The following is a 14,524-nucleotide window of genomic DNA, read 5'->3' as shown; positions in this document are numbered from 1 at the left end:
GCCCCGCGGGGTCGACCGGCCCGCCCATGCGGCAGCGCCCATGCCGGAAGCGGAGGCCTGCCCCGATGAAAACCCGCTGCGTATTCAGTACCAACGATCTGCCGGCCGCGCGTGCCGCGATGGCGGCCGCGCGCGAAGCCGGTGTCGACGACCGCGACATTTCGCTGGTCGCCCGCGAGGACATCGAACTGGAGAAGATCCCCGACCACCTGATGCAGGGACGCAACGACTTCTACCCCGCCGCCGTGCGTGGCGGCGTCTGCGGCGGGGGCACCGGCCTGCTGCTGGGGCTGGCCGCGGCCGCCGTGCCGCCGCTGGGCGTGACACTGGGCGCCGCCGCGGCGATGACCATCGCCGGCGCCGCTTTCGGCACCTGCATCGGCGAGATCGTCGGCTTCGAGGTGCCCGATACGGTGAGCCGCAAGTTCAGCGACGAGATCGCCGCCGGACGCATTCTGGTGGTAATCGACGCCCGCCGCGAGCAGCTCGACGCGGCCGAACCGGCGGTGCTGCACACCGGCGCCCGGGAGCTGCCATTCCATGCGCGTACCGCGCTGACCTGAATACGCCGGCATCCCCGGCTCAGGCCTTCAGGCGGTAGCCGCTGCGGAAGATCCACCACACCACGGCCAGGCAGACCGCGAGGAACACTGCGGTCATCCCCACGCTGACGCCCATGCCGACGTCGGACACGCCGTAGAAGCTCCAGCGGAAGCCGCTGATCAGGTACACCACCGGATTGAACAGGGTGACCTTCTGCCAGAACGGCGGCAGCATGTGGATCGAGTAGAAGCTGCCGCCAAGGAAGGTCAGCGGCGTCACCACCAGCAGCGGCACCAGCTGCAGCTTCTCGAAGTTGTCCGCCCAGATGCCGATGATGAAGCCGAACAGGCTGAAGGTGACCGCAGTGAGCAGCAGGAACGCCAGCATCCACAGCGGATGTTCGATGCCGAACGGAACGAACAGCCGCGCGGTGGCCAGGATGATCAGGCCGAGGATGATCGACTTGCTCGCCGCCGCGCCGACGTAGCCGGCGACGATCTCGAACGGCGACACCGGCGCCGACAGGATCTCGTAGATGGTGCCCACGAACTTCGGGAAGTAGATGCCGAACGAGGCATTGGAGATGCTCTGCGTGAGCAGCGACAGCATGATCAGTCCCGGCACGATGAAGGCGCCGTAGCTGACCCCGTCGATGCCGTTCATGTGCGAGCCGATCGCCGCGCCGAACACCACGAAGTACAGCGAAGTGGAGATCACCGGCGAGACGATGCTCTGCAGCAGGGTGCGCCCGGTGCGCGCCATCTCGAAGCGGTAGATCGCGCGGATCGCGTAAAGATTCATGCGCGTTCCCTCAGCAGGCCGACGAAGATGTCCTCCAGCGAACTCTGCCGGGTCTGCAGGTCCTTGAAGTCGATGCCCGCCTCGCCGAGCCGGCGCAGCAGCACGTCGATGCCGGTGTGCTCGCCCTGCGCGTCGAACGTATAGACCAGTTGCCGGCAGTCGGCCGACAGCTGCAGCGGGTAGCCGGCCAGCGCCGCGGGGATGGCTTCCAGCGGATTCTGCAGGTGCAGGGTCAGCTGCTTGCGGCCGAGCTTCTCCATCAGCTCGGCCTTGTCCTCGACCAGGATCAGCTCGCCCTTGTGGATCACCCCGATGCGGTCGGCCATTTCCTCGGCCTCCTCGATGTAGTGGGTGGTCAGGATGATGGTGACGCCGGAGGCGCGCAGCGCGCGCACCATCGCCCACATGTCGCGACGCAATTCCACGTCGACGCCTGCGGTGGGCTCGTCGAGGAACAGGATCTGCGGCTCGTGCGACAGCGCCTTGGCGATCATCACGCGCCGCTTCATGCCGCCGGACAGGGTGATCAGCTTGTTGTTGCGCTTGTCCCACAGCGAGAGGTCCTTCAGCACCTTCTCGATGTGCGCCGGGTTGGCGCTCCTGCCGAACAGGCCGCGGCTGAAGCCGACCGTGTTCCACACCGTCTCGAACGCGTCGGTGGTCAGCTCCTGCGGCACCAGGCCGATCTTCGCGCGCGCCGCGCGATAGTCGCGCACCACGTCGTGGCCGTCGGCCAGCACGCTGCCCTCGCTGGGCTTGACGATGCCGCAGATGATGCTGATCAGGGTGGTCTTGCCGGCGCCGTTGGGGCCGAGCAGGGCGAAGATTTCGCCGCGACGGATCTCCAGGTCGATCCGCTTCAGCGCCTGGAAGCCGGAGGCGTAGGTCTTGCCGAGCTGGCGAACGATGATGATCGGCGGCATGCGATCTCCTGGGGAACGGATCGGTCGCGGGAGCGTCGATGGTATGCCATGTCGCTCCCGGCATGTCGTCGCCGTCGCTCGACGCGGCGGCCGCCGTGTTGCTAAGGTCGCAAACGCACCCGGACATCCCATGAACTCGATCGAAGTAGCCTTGGCCATGCTGCTGGCGGTGGTCGGCAGCGGCTACCTGGTACGCATGCTGCCGTTCTCGCTGCCGCTGCCGCTGGTGCAGATCGGGCTGGGCGCGGTGATCACCGGCGTGTTCAAGCATGGCGTGGCGCTCGACCCGGCCATCTTCTTCCTGCTGTTCCTGCCGCCGCTGCTGTTCCTCGACGGCTGGCGCATCCCCAAGGACGGGCTGATGCGCGACCGCGGCGCGATCCTGGCGCTGGCGCTGGGGTTGGTGGTGTTCACCGTGGTCGGCGTCGGTTTCCTGATCCACTGGCTGATCCCGGCGATGCCACTGGCGGTGGCGTTCGCGCTGGCGGCGATCGTGTCGCCGACCGACCCGGTGGCGGTGTCGTCGATCACTGCGCGGGTGCCGATCCCGAAGCGGCTGATGCACATCCTCGAAGGCGAGTCGCTGCTCAACGACGCATCCGGCCTGGTCTGCTTCCGCTTCGCGGTGGCGGCGGCGATGACCGGCAGCTTCTCGCTGCTATCCGCGTCGCTGACCTTCCTGTGGGTGGCGCTGGCCGGGTTCGGCGTCGGCGTGGCGTTCACCGTGGCGGTGAGCTTCGCGCAACGCTGGCTGTCGCGGCACTTCGGCCAGGAGGCCGGCTCGCCGATCCTGATCAGCCTGCTGATCCCGTTCGGCGCCTATCTGCTGGCCGAACAGGTGCATGCCTCGGGCATTCTCGCCGCGGTGGCGGCCGGCATCACCATGAGCTATGTCGAGCTCAGCGGCCGCCTGCTGGCGACCACGCGCGTGCAGCGCACGGCGGTGTGGAACACCGTGCAGTTCGCCCTGAACGGCATCATGTTCGTGCTGCTGGGTGAACAGCTGCCCGCCAGTCTGCAGGGCGCGATGGAATCGGTGGCGCAAAGCGGCCATCGCAACCCCTGGTGGCTGCTGGTGTACGCGCTGGCGATCAATATCGGCCTGGCGCTGCTGCGCCTCGCCTGGGTCTGGATCTCGCTGCGGCTGAACGTGCTCAAGGCGCACCATCACGGCACCCCGGTGAGCCGGCCGCACTGGCGCCTACTGTTGGCGACCTCGCTGGCCGGCGTTCGCGGCGCGATCACCCTGGCCGGCGTGATGACGCTGCCGTTGCTGCTGCCCGACGGCACGCCCTTTCCCGCGCGCGAGCTGACGATCTTCCTCGCCACCGCGGTGATCCTGCTCTCGCTGCTGGTTGCCAGCATCGGCCTGCCGCCGCTGCTGAAAGGCCTGCAGCTGCCGCCGGAGCCGGCGGTGCAGCGGGAGGAGAACCTGGCCCGCCGGAGCGCCGCCAAGGCGGCGATCGCCGCCGTCGAGAAAGCCCAGCATGAACTGCTGGAAAAGGCGCCGGCCAGCGACGTCGATACCTACACCAACGCCGCCACGCGGGTGATCGCCCTGTACCAGCACTGGCTGGACGAGGACGCCTCCAGCGAAGACGAGGCGCGGCAGCTGCGCAAGGCCGACACGGCCGAACGCGAGCTGCGCCTGGCCGCGCTGCAGGGCCAGCGCGAGGCGGTCTTCGAACTGGCGCGCCACCGCCGTATCTCCGACGAGGTCTCGCGCCGGCTGGTGCGCGAGATCGACCTGCAGGAAGCGCGCTACCGCTAGACCGCCTGCCATGCTTCAACCATCCTTGGCCCCTCCCGCACCACGCACGCTCCACGGAACCAGGCCATGCATGTGTTTTGCCGATTGCTGATCGCGGCAACCCTGGCCTGCACCTGGCCGGTTGCCGCTGCCAGCTTGCCGAACCAGCCGGTGCCGTCACTGGACCTGCACCGCTACGCCGGCCAGTGGCACGAGGTCGCGCGCCTGCCGATGTACTTCGAGCGCAACTGCCTGGGTGCCGTGATCGCCACCTACACACCGAACCCCGATGGCACCGTGCACATCCACAACACCTGCCGCACCGGCAAGGGCCCGATGTCCGTGGAGGGCGTAGCGCGGATCAAGGACAACCAGCCCGCGGCGCTGGAGGTGCGCTTCGCGCCGGCCTGGCTGACCTGGCTGCCGATGGCCTGGGCCGACTACTGGGTGATCGAGGTGGACGCCGACTACCAGTGGGCGGTGATCGGCAGCCCCGGGCGCAAGCACCTGTGGATACTCTCGCGCCGCCCCGCGATGGACCAGGCGCTGTTCCTGCAGCTCAAGGAACACTCGCGCCAGCGCGGTTACGCGGTCGGCCGGCTGATCATGACCGCGCCGCTGGATTGAGCACCCGGCGCGCTCCATCCCGACCACGGCGAGGACGCCAGGCAGCTGCGGCGGCGCGCCGACGGCGCGATGTACGACGCCGAGCGGCAAGGCGGCGACCACGCGCGGATGAGCGGCACGCCACAACGATCCGTGGCGTCGACGCCGCGGCCCGGCCCAGCCAGCACGGCGCTCGCCGGTAGCAGCCGGATCCGCCCTGCTGATAGGCTCACGCGCGCACCGCGGCCGCGGCGGCATCGCCCGCCCGCGCCGTTTCCCCGCCACCGAACCGAAGGTCGAGCTGCCATGACGCGCCATGTCCACGGCTGAGTCCGCCGGCGGCATCGCCTTCGCACTGGTGCAGGCGGGCAAGCGCTACGGCAGGCTGCAGGCGCTCGAACAGGTCACCCTGGCGTTCGCTGCCGGCACCACCACCGCGCTGATCGGCAGCAGCGGCTCGGGCAAGTCCACCGTGCTGCGCCTGCTGCTCGGGCTGGAGTGGCCGGACCACGGCCACGTCGAGATCGACGGCCAGCCCCTGCAGCGCGCCGACGTGCTGCCGCTGCGCCGGCGGGTCGGCTACGTGATCCAGGACGGCGGCCTGTTTCCGCACCTCACCGCGCTGGGCAACCTGGCCCTGTTGCCGCGCTACCTCGGGTGGGATCGCGAGCGGATCCGCCAGCGCGCGGAACAACTCGCCGCGCTGACCCACCTGCCGGCGAACGTGCTGGAGCGCTATCCGGCCGAACTGTCCGGCGGTCAGCGCCAGCGCGTGGCGCTGATGCGCGCGCTGATGGCCGACCCCGACGCGCTGCTGCTGGACGAGCCGCTGGGCGCGCTCGACCCGGTGGTGCGGCACGAGCTGCAGGACGAGCTGAAGCAGATCTTCAACCAGCTCGGCAAGACGGTGATCGTGGTCACCCACGACCTCGCCGAAGCGGCCTGGTTCGCCGAGCGGCTGGTGCTGCTGCGCCAGGGCGCTGTGCTGCAGGACGGAGCTTTCCGCGACCTGCGCGAGTGCCCCGCCGACGCGTTCGTCAGCCGCTTCGTCGCCGCGCAGCGACGCTTGCCGGAGGCTCCGTGATGCACCGCCTGCTGAGCGCGCCGATGCTGCTGGCGGCCTGCCTGCTGCTGGGCCCATGTCTGCAGCCCGCGCCGGCGCAGGCCGCGCCGGTACGCATCGGCTCCAAGCAGTTCACCGAGTCGGTGATCCTCGGCGAACTGGCGCTGGCCGGCGCACGCGAAGCCGGCGTCGACGCGGTGCACCGGCGCGAGCTGGGCGGCACCCGCATCCTGTGGCGCGCCCTGCTCGACGGCGAGATCGACGCCTATCCCGAATACACCGGCACGCTCACCCAGGAACTGCTGAAGGGCATGCCGGCAAACGCGGACATCGCCAGCCTGCGCGCGCGGCTGAAACCCCTGGGCATCGGCATCACCGACTCGCTCGGCTTCAGCGACAGCTATGCGCTCGGCATGCGCGACGATGTCGCCGCGCGGCTGGGCATCCGGGACATTTCCGACCTGCTGCAGCACCCCGGCCTGCGCTTCGGCTTTTCCAACGAGTTCATGGACCGCGGCGACGGCTGGCCCGGCCTGCGCCAACGCTACGGCCTGCCGCAGGCGAAGGTGAGCGGTCTCGACCACGCGCTGTCGTACCGCGCGGTGGCCAGCGGCGCGGTCGACGCGATCGACCTGTACAGCACCGACGCGGAAATCCCCTACTACCACCTGCGCACGCTGCGCGACGACCGCCATTACTTCCCGCGCTACGACGCGGTCTACCTGTACCGCCTGGCGCTGGAGCAGAGCGCCCCCGCCTTCGTCGGCGTGCTGCGCAAATTCGCCGGCAGCATCGACGAGGACGCGATGCGCGCGATGAACGCGCGGGTGAAGCTGCGCGGCGTGAAGGAAAACGTGGTGGCTGCCAGTTTCCTCGGCATCCATGCGCACGACCACGAGGGCGGCCGGTGGACGCAACTGCTCCAGCGCAGCGTCGAGCACCTCAGGCTGGTGGCGATCTCGCTCGGGCTGGCCATGCTGCTGGCGATCCCGCTGGGCATCCTGGCGGCCCGGCGGCGGCGTCTCGGCCAGTGGCTGATCGGCTTGACCGGCATCCTGCAGACGGTGCCGTCGCTGGCGATGTTCGTGTTCATGATCCCGCTGCTCGGCATCGGCACCTGGCCGGCGATCGCCGCGCTGTTCCTGTACAGCCTGCTGCCGATCGTGCGCAACACACACGCCGGCCTGGTCGGCATCGCCCCGGAACTGCGCGAGTCCGCCGCCGCGCTGGGCCTGCCGCCCGGCGTGCGCCTGCGCTGGGTCGAGTTGCCGCTGGCGATGCGCTCGATCCTGGCCGGGATCAAGACCGCGGCGGTGATCAACGTGGGCACCGCCACGCTGGCAGCGCTGATCGGCGCCGGCGGCTACGGCCAGCCGATCCTCACCGGCATCCGGCTGGACGACGTGGGCCTGATCCTGCAGGGCGCGATCCCGGCCGCCGTGCTGGCGCTGCTGGTGCAGGGCCTGTTCGAGCTGGTCGAGCGCCGGCTGACCCCGCGCGGGCTGCGGCTCGAAGCACGCCAGTAGGCCCGCGCGCGCTCAGAGCCTGTTCATGATCTCCAAGTACCCCGCGCCGGGAGCTGTTTGTCCGCAGGCCAAGGAAGAACGTGGGCACGCGGGGAGAGTCCATGGATGGACTCGGCTTTGAGGAGCTGAGGAGTGGACGTCCGTCCACGACCGAGTGATGACGCCGGCATGCGGACAAACAGACCCGGCCCGAAGGGTTGTCATCGAGCGGCTGCGAGGCAGTCGCTCGATGACAACGCGGGGCACTTGGAGATCATGAACAGGCTCTCAAGCCTTCTTCAGGAAACACGCCTTCAGCACCAGCCCCTTGATCTTGTCCGAGCTGCCTTCGATGTGCTCGTCGTCGCCGTCGACCAGGCGGATGTTGCGGATCACCGTGCCCTGCTTCAGCGGGATCGACGACCCCTTCACCTTCAGGTCCTTGATCACCGTCACCGTGTCGCCACTGGCAAGCACGTTGCCGTTGACGTCGCGCACCACCAGCGCGGCGTCGCCTGCCTGGGTTGCCGCCGCGATCGGCCACTCGTGGCCGCAGTCGGCGCAGACGTAGTTGTCGCCGTCCGGATAGGTGTTTTCCATCGCGCACAGCGGGCAGGCGGGGATGTCGGACATCGGTCGATCCTGGTCGTCCAATCAATGGGCCGGCGATTATACTGGCCAGCGGAGCATGGCTTGCCCCGGCCAGGTGGCCCGGACGGCAGCACCCGTGATCATCGCCGCATCCTCGACCACTCGAGCCCCGACTCGACTATCCTGACCGTCTCCCCCTTCCCCGAGACATACGCCGATGTACCGCCTACTGCTGCTGTTGCTGGCACTTGCCCTGTCCGCTTCCGTCGCCGCCGCCGCGCCGGAAGAAGCCGCCTTGGCCGGGCTTCCTCATGTTGCGTTCCCCGCGCCGAACCGCGTGGCCTCCGGGCGCCTGCAGGCCAGCGACATCCCTGCGCTGAAGCGCGCCGGCATCCGCCAGGTGATCGACCTCAGCCTGGACAGCGAGACGCCCGACTTCGGCGAAGCGGCCGCCGTGCAGGCGGCCGGCATCGGCTATCACAACCTGCCGATCCGCGGCGCCGACGATCTCACCCGCGACCAGGTGATGCAGTTCGACCGCCTGCTGCGTGAGGCCGGCGAGCAGCCGACCCTGGTGCATTGCGCCAGCGGCAACCGGGTCGGCGCGATGATCGCCCTGCGCGCCGCGCTGCTCGGCGGCCAGTCGACCGACGCCGCAGTGGCGGAAGGCCACCGCTGGGGCTTGAAGGGTCTGGAGCCGGCCGTGCGCGAGCGGCTGCAGGCGTGGTCGGGCGATGACACGAAGGCCGCGGCGCCGCCCGCACACTGAAGCGCCGCGCCCGGCGGCGCCAAAGCCGGCGCGCAAGTGGGGTACCATGCGCGCCACCTCGAACTGCCCCGCCACGGCCCTGGACCCGATCCCCGCATCGCCGCCCGTTCCCACCCCGCTGCCGCTGCGCGCGGTGCTGCTGATGCTGGGCAGCGCCGGCTTCTTCGCGCTGATGGCGGTGACCATCCGCTTCGCCTCGGCCCAGCTGCACCCGTTCCAGATCACCTTCTTCCGCAGCGCGTTCGGTGCCTTGTTCGCCCTGCCGCTGCTGCATGGGCACGGCTGGGCGCTGCTGCGTACGCCGCGCTTCGGTTTCTACGTGATGCGCTGCGTGCTCGGCATGGGCGGCATGCTGGCCGGCTTCTGGGCGATCGTGAACCTGCCGCTGGCCGAGGCGGTGGCGCTGTCGTACTCCTCGCCCTTGTTCGTCACCATCGGCGCGGTGATCTTTCTCGGCGAAGTCGTGCGCCGGCGCCGCTGGAGCGCGGTGGTGGCGGGCTTCATCGGCGTGCTGGTGATCGTGCGGCCCGGCAGCGCGGCGTTCGCCGCCGGCAGCCTGGTGGCCCTGCTCGCGGCGGCGTTGACCGGCGCGGTGACGATCAGCATCAAGTCGCTGACCGGCAGCGAGCCGGCCGACCGCATCGTGCTGCTGACCACGCTGCTGTGGGTGCCGCTGTCGCTGCCCGCCGCGCTGGCCGTATGGCAATGGCCGCATGCCGCCATCTGGCCGTGGCTGGTGTTGTCCGGCGCGCTGGGCACCAGCGGCCACTGGTGCTGGACGCGCGCGCTGCGGCTGGCCGACGCCTCGCTGCTGGCGCCGTTCAGCTACCTGCAGCTGCTGATCGTGGCCGTGCTGGCGTGGTGGATCTTCGACGAACAGGTGGATCGCTACACCGCGGCAGGCGCGGCCATCATCATCGGTGCCAGCCTGTACATCGCCCACCGCGAACACAGCCTGGCGCGCCAGCGGCGCCGCGAGGTGCGCGCCGCGAACGCCGAGCCGCCGATCTGACGCGAGCCGCGTCCGGCGCCAATCACTCCACGTCGGACCAGTCAGTCAGCTCCGCAAGATCCGGCAGGTCCACCACGCTGGCCAGCTCCGCCAGCAGGTCGAGTGGCTCGGGCGCGGCGCCTGCCGCCAGCGGCCAGCGGCCTACCACTTCGTACTTCGACTGGCCGAAGAAGCTGCGGATCAGCACGAACTCGGACACCTGCCACTGGATCGCCGCGACCGATTCCTCGACCGCGTCGACCGCATGGCCGTGCAGCAGGCTCACGTGCGGCAGGAAGCTGGACACGCCACTGACCTGCAGGCCCACACGCGACTGCGCCACGGCAATCGCCTTGCGCAGCTCCAGCGCCGCGGCGGTGGTGAGCCCGTCCGCGCACAGCACGAACGGGAACTGCCCGTCCCTGGCGCTGAAGCGCATCGCTGCATCCAGCGTCACGGTGAACCCCTGGGCGCGCACGTCGCCGGCCGCGGCCAGCAGCGATTCTTCCAGCGGCCGGCGCAATCGCTCAGGCTTGCCCATCGGGCACAGCGTCAGGTGCAGGTCGTCGATGCCGACCGGCGTTCCCTCGACCCGGTGCGACTTGCGGAAACGCTCGCCCACGCCGGCGATCGCACGACGCGTCTGCTCATCCGGCAGCAACGCAAAAAAGTAGTTGATGCCGGCGGCGAGTTCGAACGGGTTCAATGAAGTGGAAATGAGCGCTGCCTCCATGCCATCGCCTGAATTAAGCCGAGCCGCGAAGCGGCTTCGGCTTGAATGAAGTTTTAGAGCCGCTACCGCTCACTGGCAGCCCCTGCGATTTGCTTGCAGAGAAGCGCAGCCGACCTAGGACATTGGTTCCGAGCTGAGGTTGCGACTCTATCCAGCTCAGTAGTCAAGGCGGAGCCATTGATGTGGCGCAACACGAAGACTCGGAACTTGGGGTCACTGGCGATGAGCTGCTGTGCTTGGCTGAGCGAATCCCAGCGAGTAGCAAGCAGGTGGACGATCTTGTCGGTGAATCCCTCAGCAATGGAACCATCGTCGCAATGACCATACTGCCTATAGGATGCATAGATGGATTGCCATGAGGCAAGCGAATCAACGGAGCTCTCAGCGGCCTGCGCCTCTGCAGTGGTGCACTTCTGCGCCCAGGCAGAGGAAGCGACTAAAAGAAGGACTATGGCAGTTGCAATGCGCATCATGCGGCTCTAACACGCCAGTGACCCGTTGCCGACTGTCCCGCGACACCAAGTCGGCCAGTCAATGGGATCCAGCTTGCCGTTTGTCCATCGGACGCACAAGTACCATCCTCGTCTGCATCCCGAGGCAGCGGTCATCTATCCCGCTCTGCGGGATGATCCGGAACAACTGACCGGACGGCTTCCGGCACGGGACCCGCGTGTGTAGATTCGGCGAACCCGCATATGTGATCCAGCCCATGTCGCCACGATTCGTCGCCACCCTGCTCTGCCTGTCCGCGTTCTCGGCGCCCATGGCGACGGCCATGGAGGCAGCTCGACCGCAGGCGCGCAATTTCTTCCAGGAACTCAAGCCGCTGCCCAACGACCTGGCGCGCTACCAGTACCTGCATCGGCTGATGCCGCAACTTTCGGACGACGACCGCAAGCAGGCGCGCCAGTTCCTCGCCTTTGCCGACGCCAATCTCGACCTGTACCGGGCCGCCGTCAGCGACTTTCCGTTCGCCAGTGCGGGCCGCGCCGACCGGGCCGTGCCGTCACCGACGCAATGGCAGGCCGTCAACGCGGTGGATGCCATCACCAGGCTCGCTGCGAACCGCCGCATCGTGATGGTCAACGAAGCCCATCACGACCCGCATACCCGCCTGCTCACGCTGGCCTTGCTGCCGCGCCTGCGTGCCTAGGCTTCACCCACTTCGCTGCCGAGGCGCTCGACAAAAGGGATACCGAACTGGCCCACCGCGGTTACGCACTGGCCACGAGCGGCAGCGAATACCTGCGCGAACCGCTGTACGGCGACATCGTGCGCGAGGCGATCCGGCTCGGCTTCGTGATCGTGCCGTACGAGTCATCCGACATGACGCCGCAGATCCGGGAAAACAGCCAGGCCGATAATCTGTATCGCCGTGTTTTCATGGCAGACCCGGCGGCACGCCTGTTCGTGCATGCCGGTTATGCGCACATCGACAAGGCTCCCGGCGGGCTGGGTGAGGATGTCAGACCGATGGCGATGGAACTGAAGCGATTGAGCGGTTTCGATCCCCTGTCCATCAACCAGACCGTATTCAGCGGAGTCGATCCCCCCCGCGACAGTCGCCGCCTTACCAGCAACTGATTGCGGCATTGCACCCGGCCAGGGCGATGGTTCTGCTGAATCGTGTCAACGGCAAGCCGTGGAGCGCCTACCCCCAGCGCAATGACGTCAGCGTGATCCTCCCGCCCACCAGCGACACCCCGCGTCCCGAGTGGCTGCGCAGCGACCAGCGGCGCCACGCATGGCTGATCGACACCGCCCTGTGCGCGCGAACCCGCCCCTGCGTTATCGAGGCACGGCTGGCAAACGAACCGGACGATGCCACCCCGGCCGACCGATACACCTTACTGGACGTGCACGAGCGAGCCGCGCTTTATCTGCCGCCAGGCGAGTACAGGGTGCGGGCATGGGGTGCGAGCGGCAGGACGCTAGGCGAGCGCCGCATTTCGATCGGCAAGTGAGGAGCGCCGTCGCACTCCAAGCATGGGCTTCAGCGCAGCTGGCTGTCCTTGCTGCCGCGGCGGTTGTACAGGCTGGCGCTGCGCTGCTCCGCGTCCTGCGCTTCCTGGCAGGCCACGCACAGGCGCACGCCGGGCACGGCCTGGCGCCGTGCCGCGGGAATCGGCGCGTCGCACTCCTCGCAGTGCTTGAGGCCCGGGCCCTTGCGCAACTGCTGGCGCGCCCGCTGCACCGCATCGTCGACCGTGGCGTCGATCTGCTCCTGCACGGCGCCGTCGCCCGCCCAACCGGTTGCCATGGCCCTACCTCCGAAAACCCGCCGATATGACGTACCACAAGCGGTGATCTGGGTGCGCCGGAAAACGTTTCAAGCACCGGCGGCCCGTCGTCGCCGCCGGACGGCATGGCCACGCGACGCGCCGGGTGCGTCGATTGGCAACATGAGTAGGTGCGGCGAAAGTGCCAGAATGGCGCTTCGCCTTTCATGGAGATCGCGTCATGAGCTCGTCGCCGCCCGCCACCCCCGCTTCTGCCACCTTGCGCAGCGACGACAGCGTCGCCAAGCAGCTGTTCCTGGGCAACATCCTGGAAGAGAACCTGTTCCCCTACCCCGAGATCAACGCCCGCGACAAGGAAATGCTGGGCGCGATGACCGACGCGATCGACCAGTTCCTCGCCGACAAGGGCGCCGAGCTGAAGCAGTACGACCGCGACGCCGAGCAGCCGGCCGAGTTCATCCAGGCGCTGCGCGAGATGGGCCTGTTCGGCCTGATCATCCCCGAGCAGTTCGGCGGCATGGAACTGTCCAACGGCGCCTACGCGCGCGTGCTGGGCCAGACCAGCAGCCACGACAGCTCGGTCTCGCTGACCATCGGCGCGCACAGCTCGATCGGCATGAAGGGCCTGCTGCTGTTCGGCAGCGACGAGCAGAAGCAGCGCTACCTGCCGAAGCTGGCCAGCGGCGAGATGATCGCCGCGTTCTGCCTCACCGAATCCGGCGCCGGCTCCGACGCCGCCTCGATCCGCACCAAGGCGGTGCGCAACGACGACGGCAGCTGGACGCTTTCGGGCGAGAAAATCTGGATCACCAACGGCGGCATCGCCGACTTCTACACCGTGTTCGCGCGCACCGACACACCCGAGGGCAAGATCACCGCCTTCCTGGTCGAGGCGAAGTGGCCCGGCGTGAGCCACGGCCCGCACGAGGACAAGATGGGCATTCGCGCATCAAGCACCACCACGGTGGCGTTCGCCGATGTGCGCGTGCCGGCAGAAAACGTGCTGGGCCCGGTCGGCAAGGGCTTCAAGGTGGCGATGAGCATCCTCAACTCGGGCCGCACCGGCCTGGGTGGCGGCGCGGTGGGCGGCATGCGCACGCTGATCCGGCTGGCCAGCGCGCAGGCGAAGGAGCGCAAGCAGTTCGGCCAGCCGATCGCCGAGTTCGGCCTGGTGCGCGAAAAGATCGCGCAGATGACGGTGGACTGCTTCGCCGCCGAGAGCGCGGTGTGGATGGTGGCGCACCTGATCGACGGCGGCGGCAGCGACTACTCGGTCGAGGCGGCGATGAGCAAGGTGTTCGCCAGCGAAGCGGTGCAGCGCGCGTCCTACGAGGCGCTGCAGATCGCCGCCGGCAACGGCTTCATGCGCGAGTTCCCGTACGAACAGATCACCCGCGACACGCGCATCCTGTCGATCTTCGAGGGCACCAACGAGATCCTGCGGCTGTACATCGCGCTGTCCGGTCTGAAGGGCGTGGGCGCGGGCCTCAGCGAGCTGAAGGCCGCGGTGGGCGACATCTTCAACGAGCCGATCAAGGGCTTCGGCGTGCTCGGCAGCTACACCGGCCGGCGCATGCGCGAGGCCACCGGCTACGGCATCGACCGCATCGCGCACGAGCTGTCGCCGCGGCTGCGCAAGGTGGCCGCCACCTACGAGAAGTACACGGTGGAGTTGTCCAGATCCTCCGACGCGCTGCTGCGCCGCTACGGCAAGAAGGTGGCCGACATGCAGCACGCGCAGAAGCGCCTGGGCGACATCGCGATCGACCTGTTCGTAGGCCTGTGCGTGCTGTCGCGCGCCGACAGTCTGCTGAAACAGGCGCATCCCGCCGCCAACGAAGCCGTGAACATCGCCGAGGTATTCGCACGCCAGGCGCGCCGGCGCATGGCGCGCAACGTACGCGGGCTGGAACGCAACGAGGACGAGGCGATCGAACAGCTGGCCGGCGCGGTGCTAGCGCACGATGGCTACATGTGGGACGTGATCTGAAACCCGACGAAGGAGAACC

16 protein-coding genes are annotated in these 14,524 nt (G+C 68.5%); 11 read left to right on the top strand and 5 right to left on the bottom strand.

All coding sequences use genetic code 11. From position 1 onward, the window contains the following. Positions 1-65 precede the first annotated feature (65 nt). Positions 66-563, top strand: a complete 498-nt coding sequence (locus AC3WTD_RS02620; protein WP_492612830.1) for a hypothetical protein — start codon at positions 66-68, stop codon at positions 561-563. Between the two features lie 19 nt (positions 564-582). On the opposite strand, the gene AC3WTD_RS02615 is transcribed toward AC3WTD_RS02620, so the two are convergent. Then, a complete protein-coding gene (locus AC3WTD_RS02615) occupies positions 583-1,344 on the bottom strand; it encodes an ABC transporter permease (protein WP_492612829.1) in 762 nt (253 codons plus the stop codon). Next, the gene (locus AC3WTD_RS02610; protein ID WP_492612828.1) at positions 1,341-2,267 is read right to left on the bottom strand and encodes an ABC transporter ATP-binding protein; all 927 of its coding nucleotides are present in this window, start codon (positions 2,265-2,267) and stop codon (positions 1,341-1,343) included. The genes AC3WTD_RS02615 and AC3WTD_RS02610 overlap by 4 nt, the downstream gene beginning before the upstream one ends. A 130-nt stretch (positions 2,268-2,397) precedes the next feature. Between AC3WTD_RS02610 and AC3WTD_RS02605 the strand changes: the two genes are divergently transcribed. The 4 genes from AC3WTD_RS02605 to AC3WTD_RS02590 all read left to right on the top strand — a co-directional run bounded on the left by AC3WTD_RS02605 (position 2,398) and on the right by AC3WTD_RS02590 (position 7,212). Further along, a complete protein-coding gene (locus AC3WTD_RS02605) occupies positions 2,398-4,038 on the top strand; it encodes a Na+/H+ antiporter (protein WP_492612827.1) in 1,641 nt (546 codons plus the stop codon). Positions 4,039-4,104: 66 nt separating this feature from the next. Then, on the top strand, positions 4,105-4,644 hold the full coding sequence (locus AC3WTD_RS02600) for a lipocalin family protein (protein ID WP_492612826.1): 540 nt from the start codon (positions 4,105-4,107) through the stop codon (positions 4,642-4,644). Positions 4,645-4,939: 295 nt separating this feature from the next. Then, positions 4,940-5,707: an ATP-binding cassette domain-containing protein gene (locus AC3WTD_RS02595; protein ID WP_235642276.1), complete on the top strand. Its 768-nt coding sequence runs from the start codon at positions 4,940-4,942 to the stop codon at positions 5,705-5,707. Then, positions 5,704-7,212, top strand: coding sequence for an ABC transporter permease/substrate-binding protein (locus AC3WTD_RS02590; RefSeq protein WP_492612825.1), 1,509 nt, complete (start codon positions 5,704-5,706; stop codon positions 7,210-7,212). Before AC3WTD_RS02595 ends, AC3WTD_RS02590 begins: the two co-directional genes overlap by 4 nt. Positions 7,213-7,479: 267 nt before the next feature. Here the strand turns inward: AC3WTD_RS02590 and AC3WTD_RS02585 are convergent, their stop codons facing one another. After that, positions 7,480-7,824 carry a zinc ribbon domain-containing protein YjdM gene (locus AC3WTD_RS02585; RefSeq protein WP_027491807.1) on the bottom strand — a complete coding sequence of 115 codons (345 nt, stop codon included), beginning with the start codon at positions 7,822-7,824 and terminating at the stop codon, positions 7,480-7,482. A gap of 175 nt (positions 7,825-7,999) precedes the next feature. Between AC3WTD_RS02585 and AC3WTD_RS02580 the strand changes: the two genes are divergently transcribed. Further along, positions 8,000-8,551 (top strand): protein tyrosine phosphatase family protein, encoded by a 552-nt coding sequence (locus AC3WTD_RS02580; protein ID WP_492612824.1) that lies wholly within the window; start codon positions 8,000-8,002, stop codon positions 8,549-8,551. A gap of 46 nt (positions 8,552-8,597) precedes the next feature. After that, on the top strand, positions 8,598-9,563 hold the full coding sequence (locus AC3WTD_RS02575) for a DMT family transporter (RefSeq protein WP_492612823.1): 966 nt from the start codon (positions 8,598-8,600) through the stop codon (positions 9,561-9,563). Positions 9,564-9,585: 22 nt separating this feature from the next. On the opposite strand, the gene AC3WTD_RS02570 is transcribed toward AC3WTD_RS02575, so the two are convergent. Further along, positions 9,586-10,275: a 2'-5' RNA ligase family protein gene (locus AC3WTD_RS02570; protein WP_492612822.1), complete on the bottom strand. Its 690-nt coding sequence runs from the start codon at positions 10,273-10,275 to the stop codon at positions 9,586-9,588. A gap of 709 nt (positions 10,276-10,984) precedes the next feature. Here AC3WTD_RS02570 and AC3WTD_RS02565 point away from each other — a divergent pair. From AC3WTD_RS02565 to AC3WTD_RS02555, 3 genes are all read left to right on the top strand, one after another. Further along, positions 10,985-11,428, top strand: coding sequence for a hypothetical protein (locus tag AC3WTD_RS02565; RefSeq protein ID WP_492612821.1), 444 nt, complete (start codon positions 10,985-10,987; stop codon positions 11,426-11,428). Between the two features lie 119 nt (positions 11,429-11,547). Continuing rightward, complete coding sequence (locus AC3WTD_RS02560; protein ID WP_492612820.1) at positions 11,548-11,859, top strand: hypothetical protein; 312 nt, start codon at positions 11,548-11,550, stop codon at positions 11,857-11,859. A gap of 26 nt (positions 11,860-11,885) precedes the next feature. Continuing rightward, the gene (locus tag AC3WTD_RS02555; RefSeq protein WP_492612819.1) at positions 11,886-12,239 is read left to right on the top strand and encodes a hypothetical protein; all 354 of its coding nucleotides are present in this window, start codon (positions 11,886-11,888) and stop codon (positions 12,237-12,239) included. A gap of 29 nt (positions 12,240-12,268) precedes the next feature. Here AC3WTD_RS02555 and AC3WTD_RS02550 read toward each other — a convergent pair whose 3' ends face one another. Next, the gene (locus tag AC3WTD_RS02550) at positions 12,269-12,535 is read right to left on the bottom strand and encodes a DksA/TraR family C4-type zinc finger protein (RefSeq protein WP_027491813.1); all 267 of its coding nucleotides are present in this window, start codon (positions 12,533-12,535) and stop codon (positions 12,269-12,271) included. A 200-nt stretch (positions 12,536-12,735) separates the two neighbouring features. On the opposite strand from AC3WTD_RS02550, the gene AC3WTD_RS02545 reads away from it, so the two are divergent. Continuing rightward, a complete protein-coding gene (locus AC3WTD_RS02545; protein ID WP_492612818.1) occupies positions 12,736-14,505 on the top strand; it encodes an acyl-CoA dehydrogenase family protein in 1,770 nt (589 codons plus the stop codon). The last annotated feature ends 19 nt before the right edge of the window (positions 14,506-14,524 follow it).

It is taken from the genome of Rhodanobacter sp. FW106-PBR-R2A-1-15 (assembly GCF_058789735.1).
Note: the sequence above shows the minus strand (reverse complement) of the source record. Positions and strands in the feature narration are given on the sequence as shown.

What these genes read in the sequence shown, in the direction of transcription:
- AC3WTD_RS02620 (WP_492612830.1), top strand. Translation starts at nt 66, where the DNA reads ATGAAAACCCGCTGCGTATTCAGTACCAACGATCTGCCGGCCGCGCGT.
- AC3WTD_RS02615 (WP_492612829.1), bottom strand. Translation starts at nt 1,344, where the DNA reads ATGAATCTTTACGCGATCCGCGCGATCTACCGCTTCGAGATGGCGCGC.
- AC3WTD_RS02610 (WP_492612828.1), bottom strand. Translation starts at nt 2,267, where the DNA reads ATGCCGCCGATCATCATCGTTCGCCAGCTCGGCAAGACCTACGCCTCC.
- AC3WTD_RS02605 (WP_492612827.1), top strand. Translation starts at nt 2,398, where the DNA reads ATGAACTCGATCGAAGTAGCCTTGGCCATGCTGCTGGCGGTGGTCGGC.
- AC3WTD_RS02600 (WP_492612826.1), top strand. Translation starts at nt 4,105, where the DNA reads ATGCATGTGTTTTGCCGATTGCTGATCGCGGCAACCCTGGCCTGCACC.
- AC3WTD_RS02595 (WP_235642276.1), top strand. Translation starts at nt 4,940, where the DNA reads ATGTCCACGGCTGAGTCCGCCGGCGGCATCGCCTTCGCACTGGTGCAG.
- AC3WTD_RS02585 (WP_027491807.1), bottom strand. Translation starts at nt 7,824, where the DNA reads ATGTCCGACATCCCCGCCTGCCCGCTGTGCGCGATGGAAAACACCTAT.
- AC3WTD_RS02580 (WP_492612824.1), top strand. Translation starts at nt 8,000, where the DNA reads ATGTACCGCCTACTGCTGCTGTTGCTGGCACTTGCCCTGTCCGCTTCC.
- AC3WTD_RS02575 (WP_492612823.1), top strand. Translation starts at nt 8,598, where the DNA reads ATGCGCGCCACCTCGAACTGCCCCGCCACGGCCCTGGACCCGATCCCC.
- AC3WTD_RS02570 (WP_492612822.1), bottom strand. Translation starts at nt 10,275, where the DNA reads ATGGAGGCAGCGCTCATTTCCACTTCATTGAACCCGTTCGAACTCGCC.
- AC3WTD_RS02565 (WP_492612821.1), top strand. Translation starts at nt 10,985, where the DNA reads ATGTCGCCACGATTCGTCGCCACCCTGCTCTGCCTGTCCGCGTTCTCG.
- AC3WTD_RS02555 (WP_492612819.1), top strand. Translation starts at nt 11,886, where the DNA reads ATGGTTCTGCTGAATCGTGTCAACGGCAAGCCGTGGAGCGCCTACCCC.
- AC3WTD_RS02550 (WP_027491813.1), bottom strand. Translation starts at nt 12,535, where the DNA reads ATGGCAACCGGTTGGGCGGGCGACGGCGCCGTGCAGGAGCAGATCGAC.
- AC3WTD_RS02545 (WP_492612818.1), top strand. Translation starts at nt 12,736, where the DNA reads ATGAGCTCGTCGCCGCCCGCCACCCCCGCTTCTGCCACCTTGCGCAGC.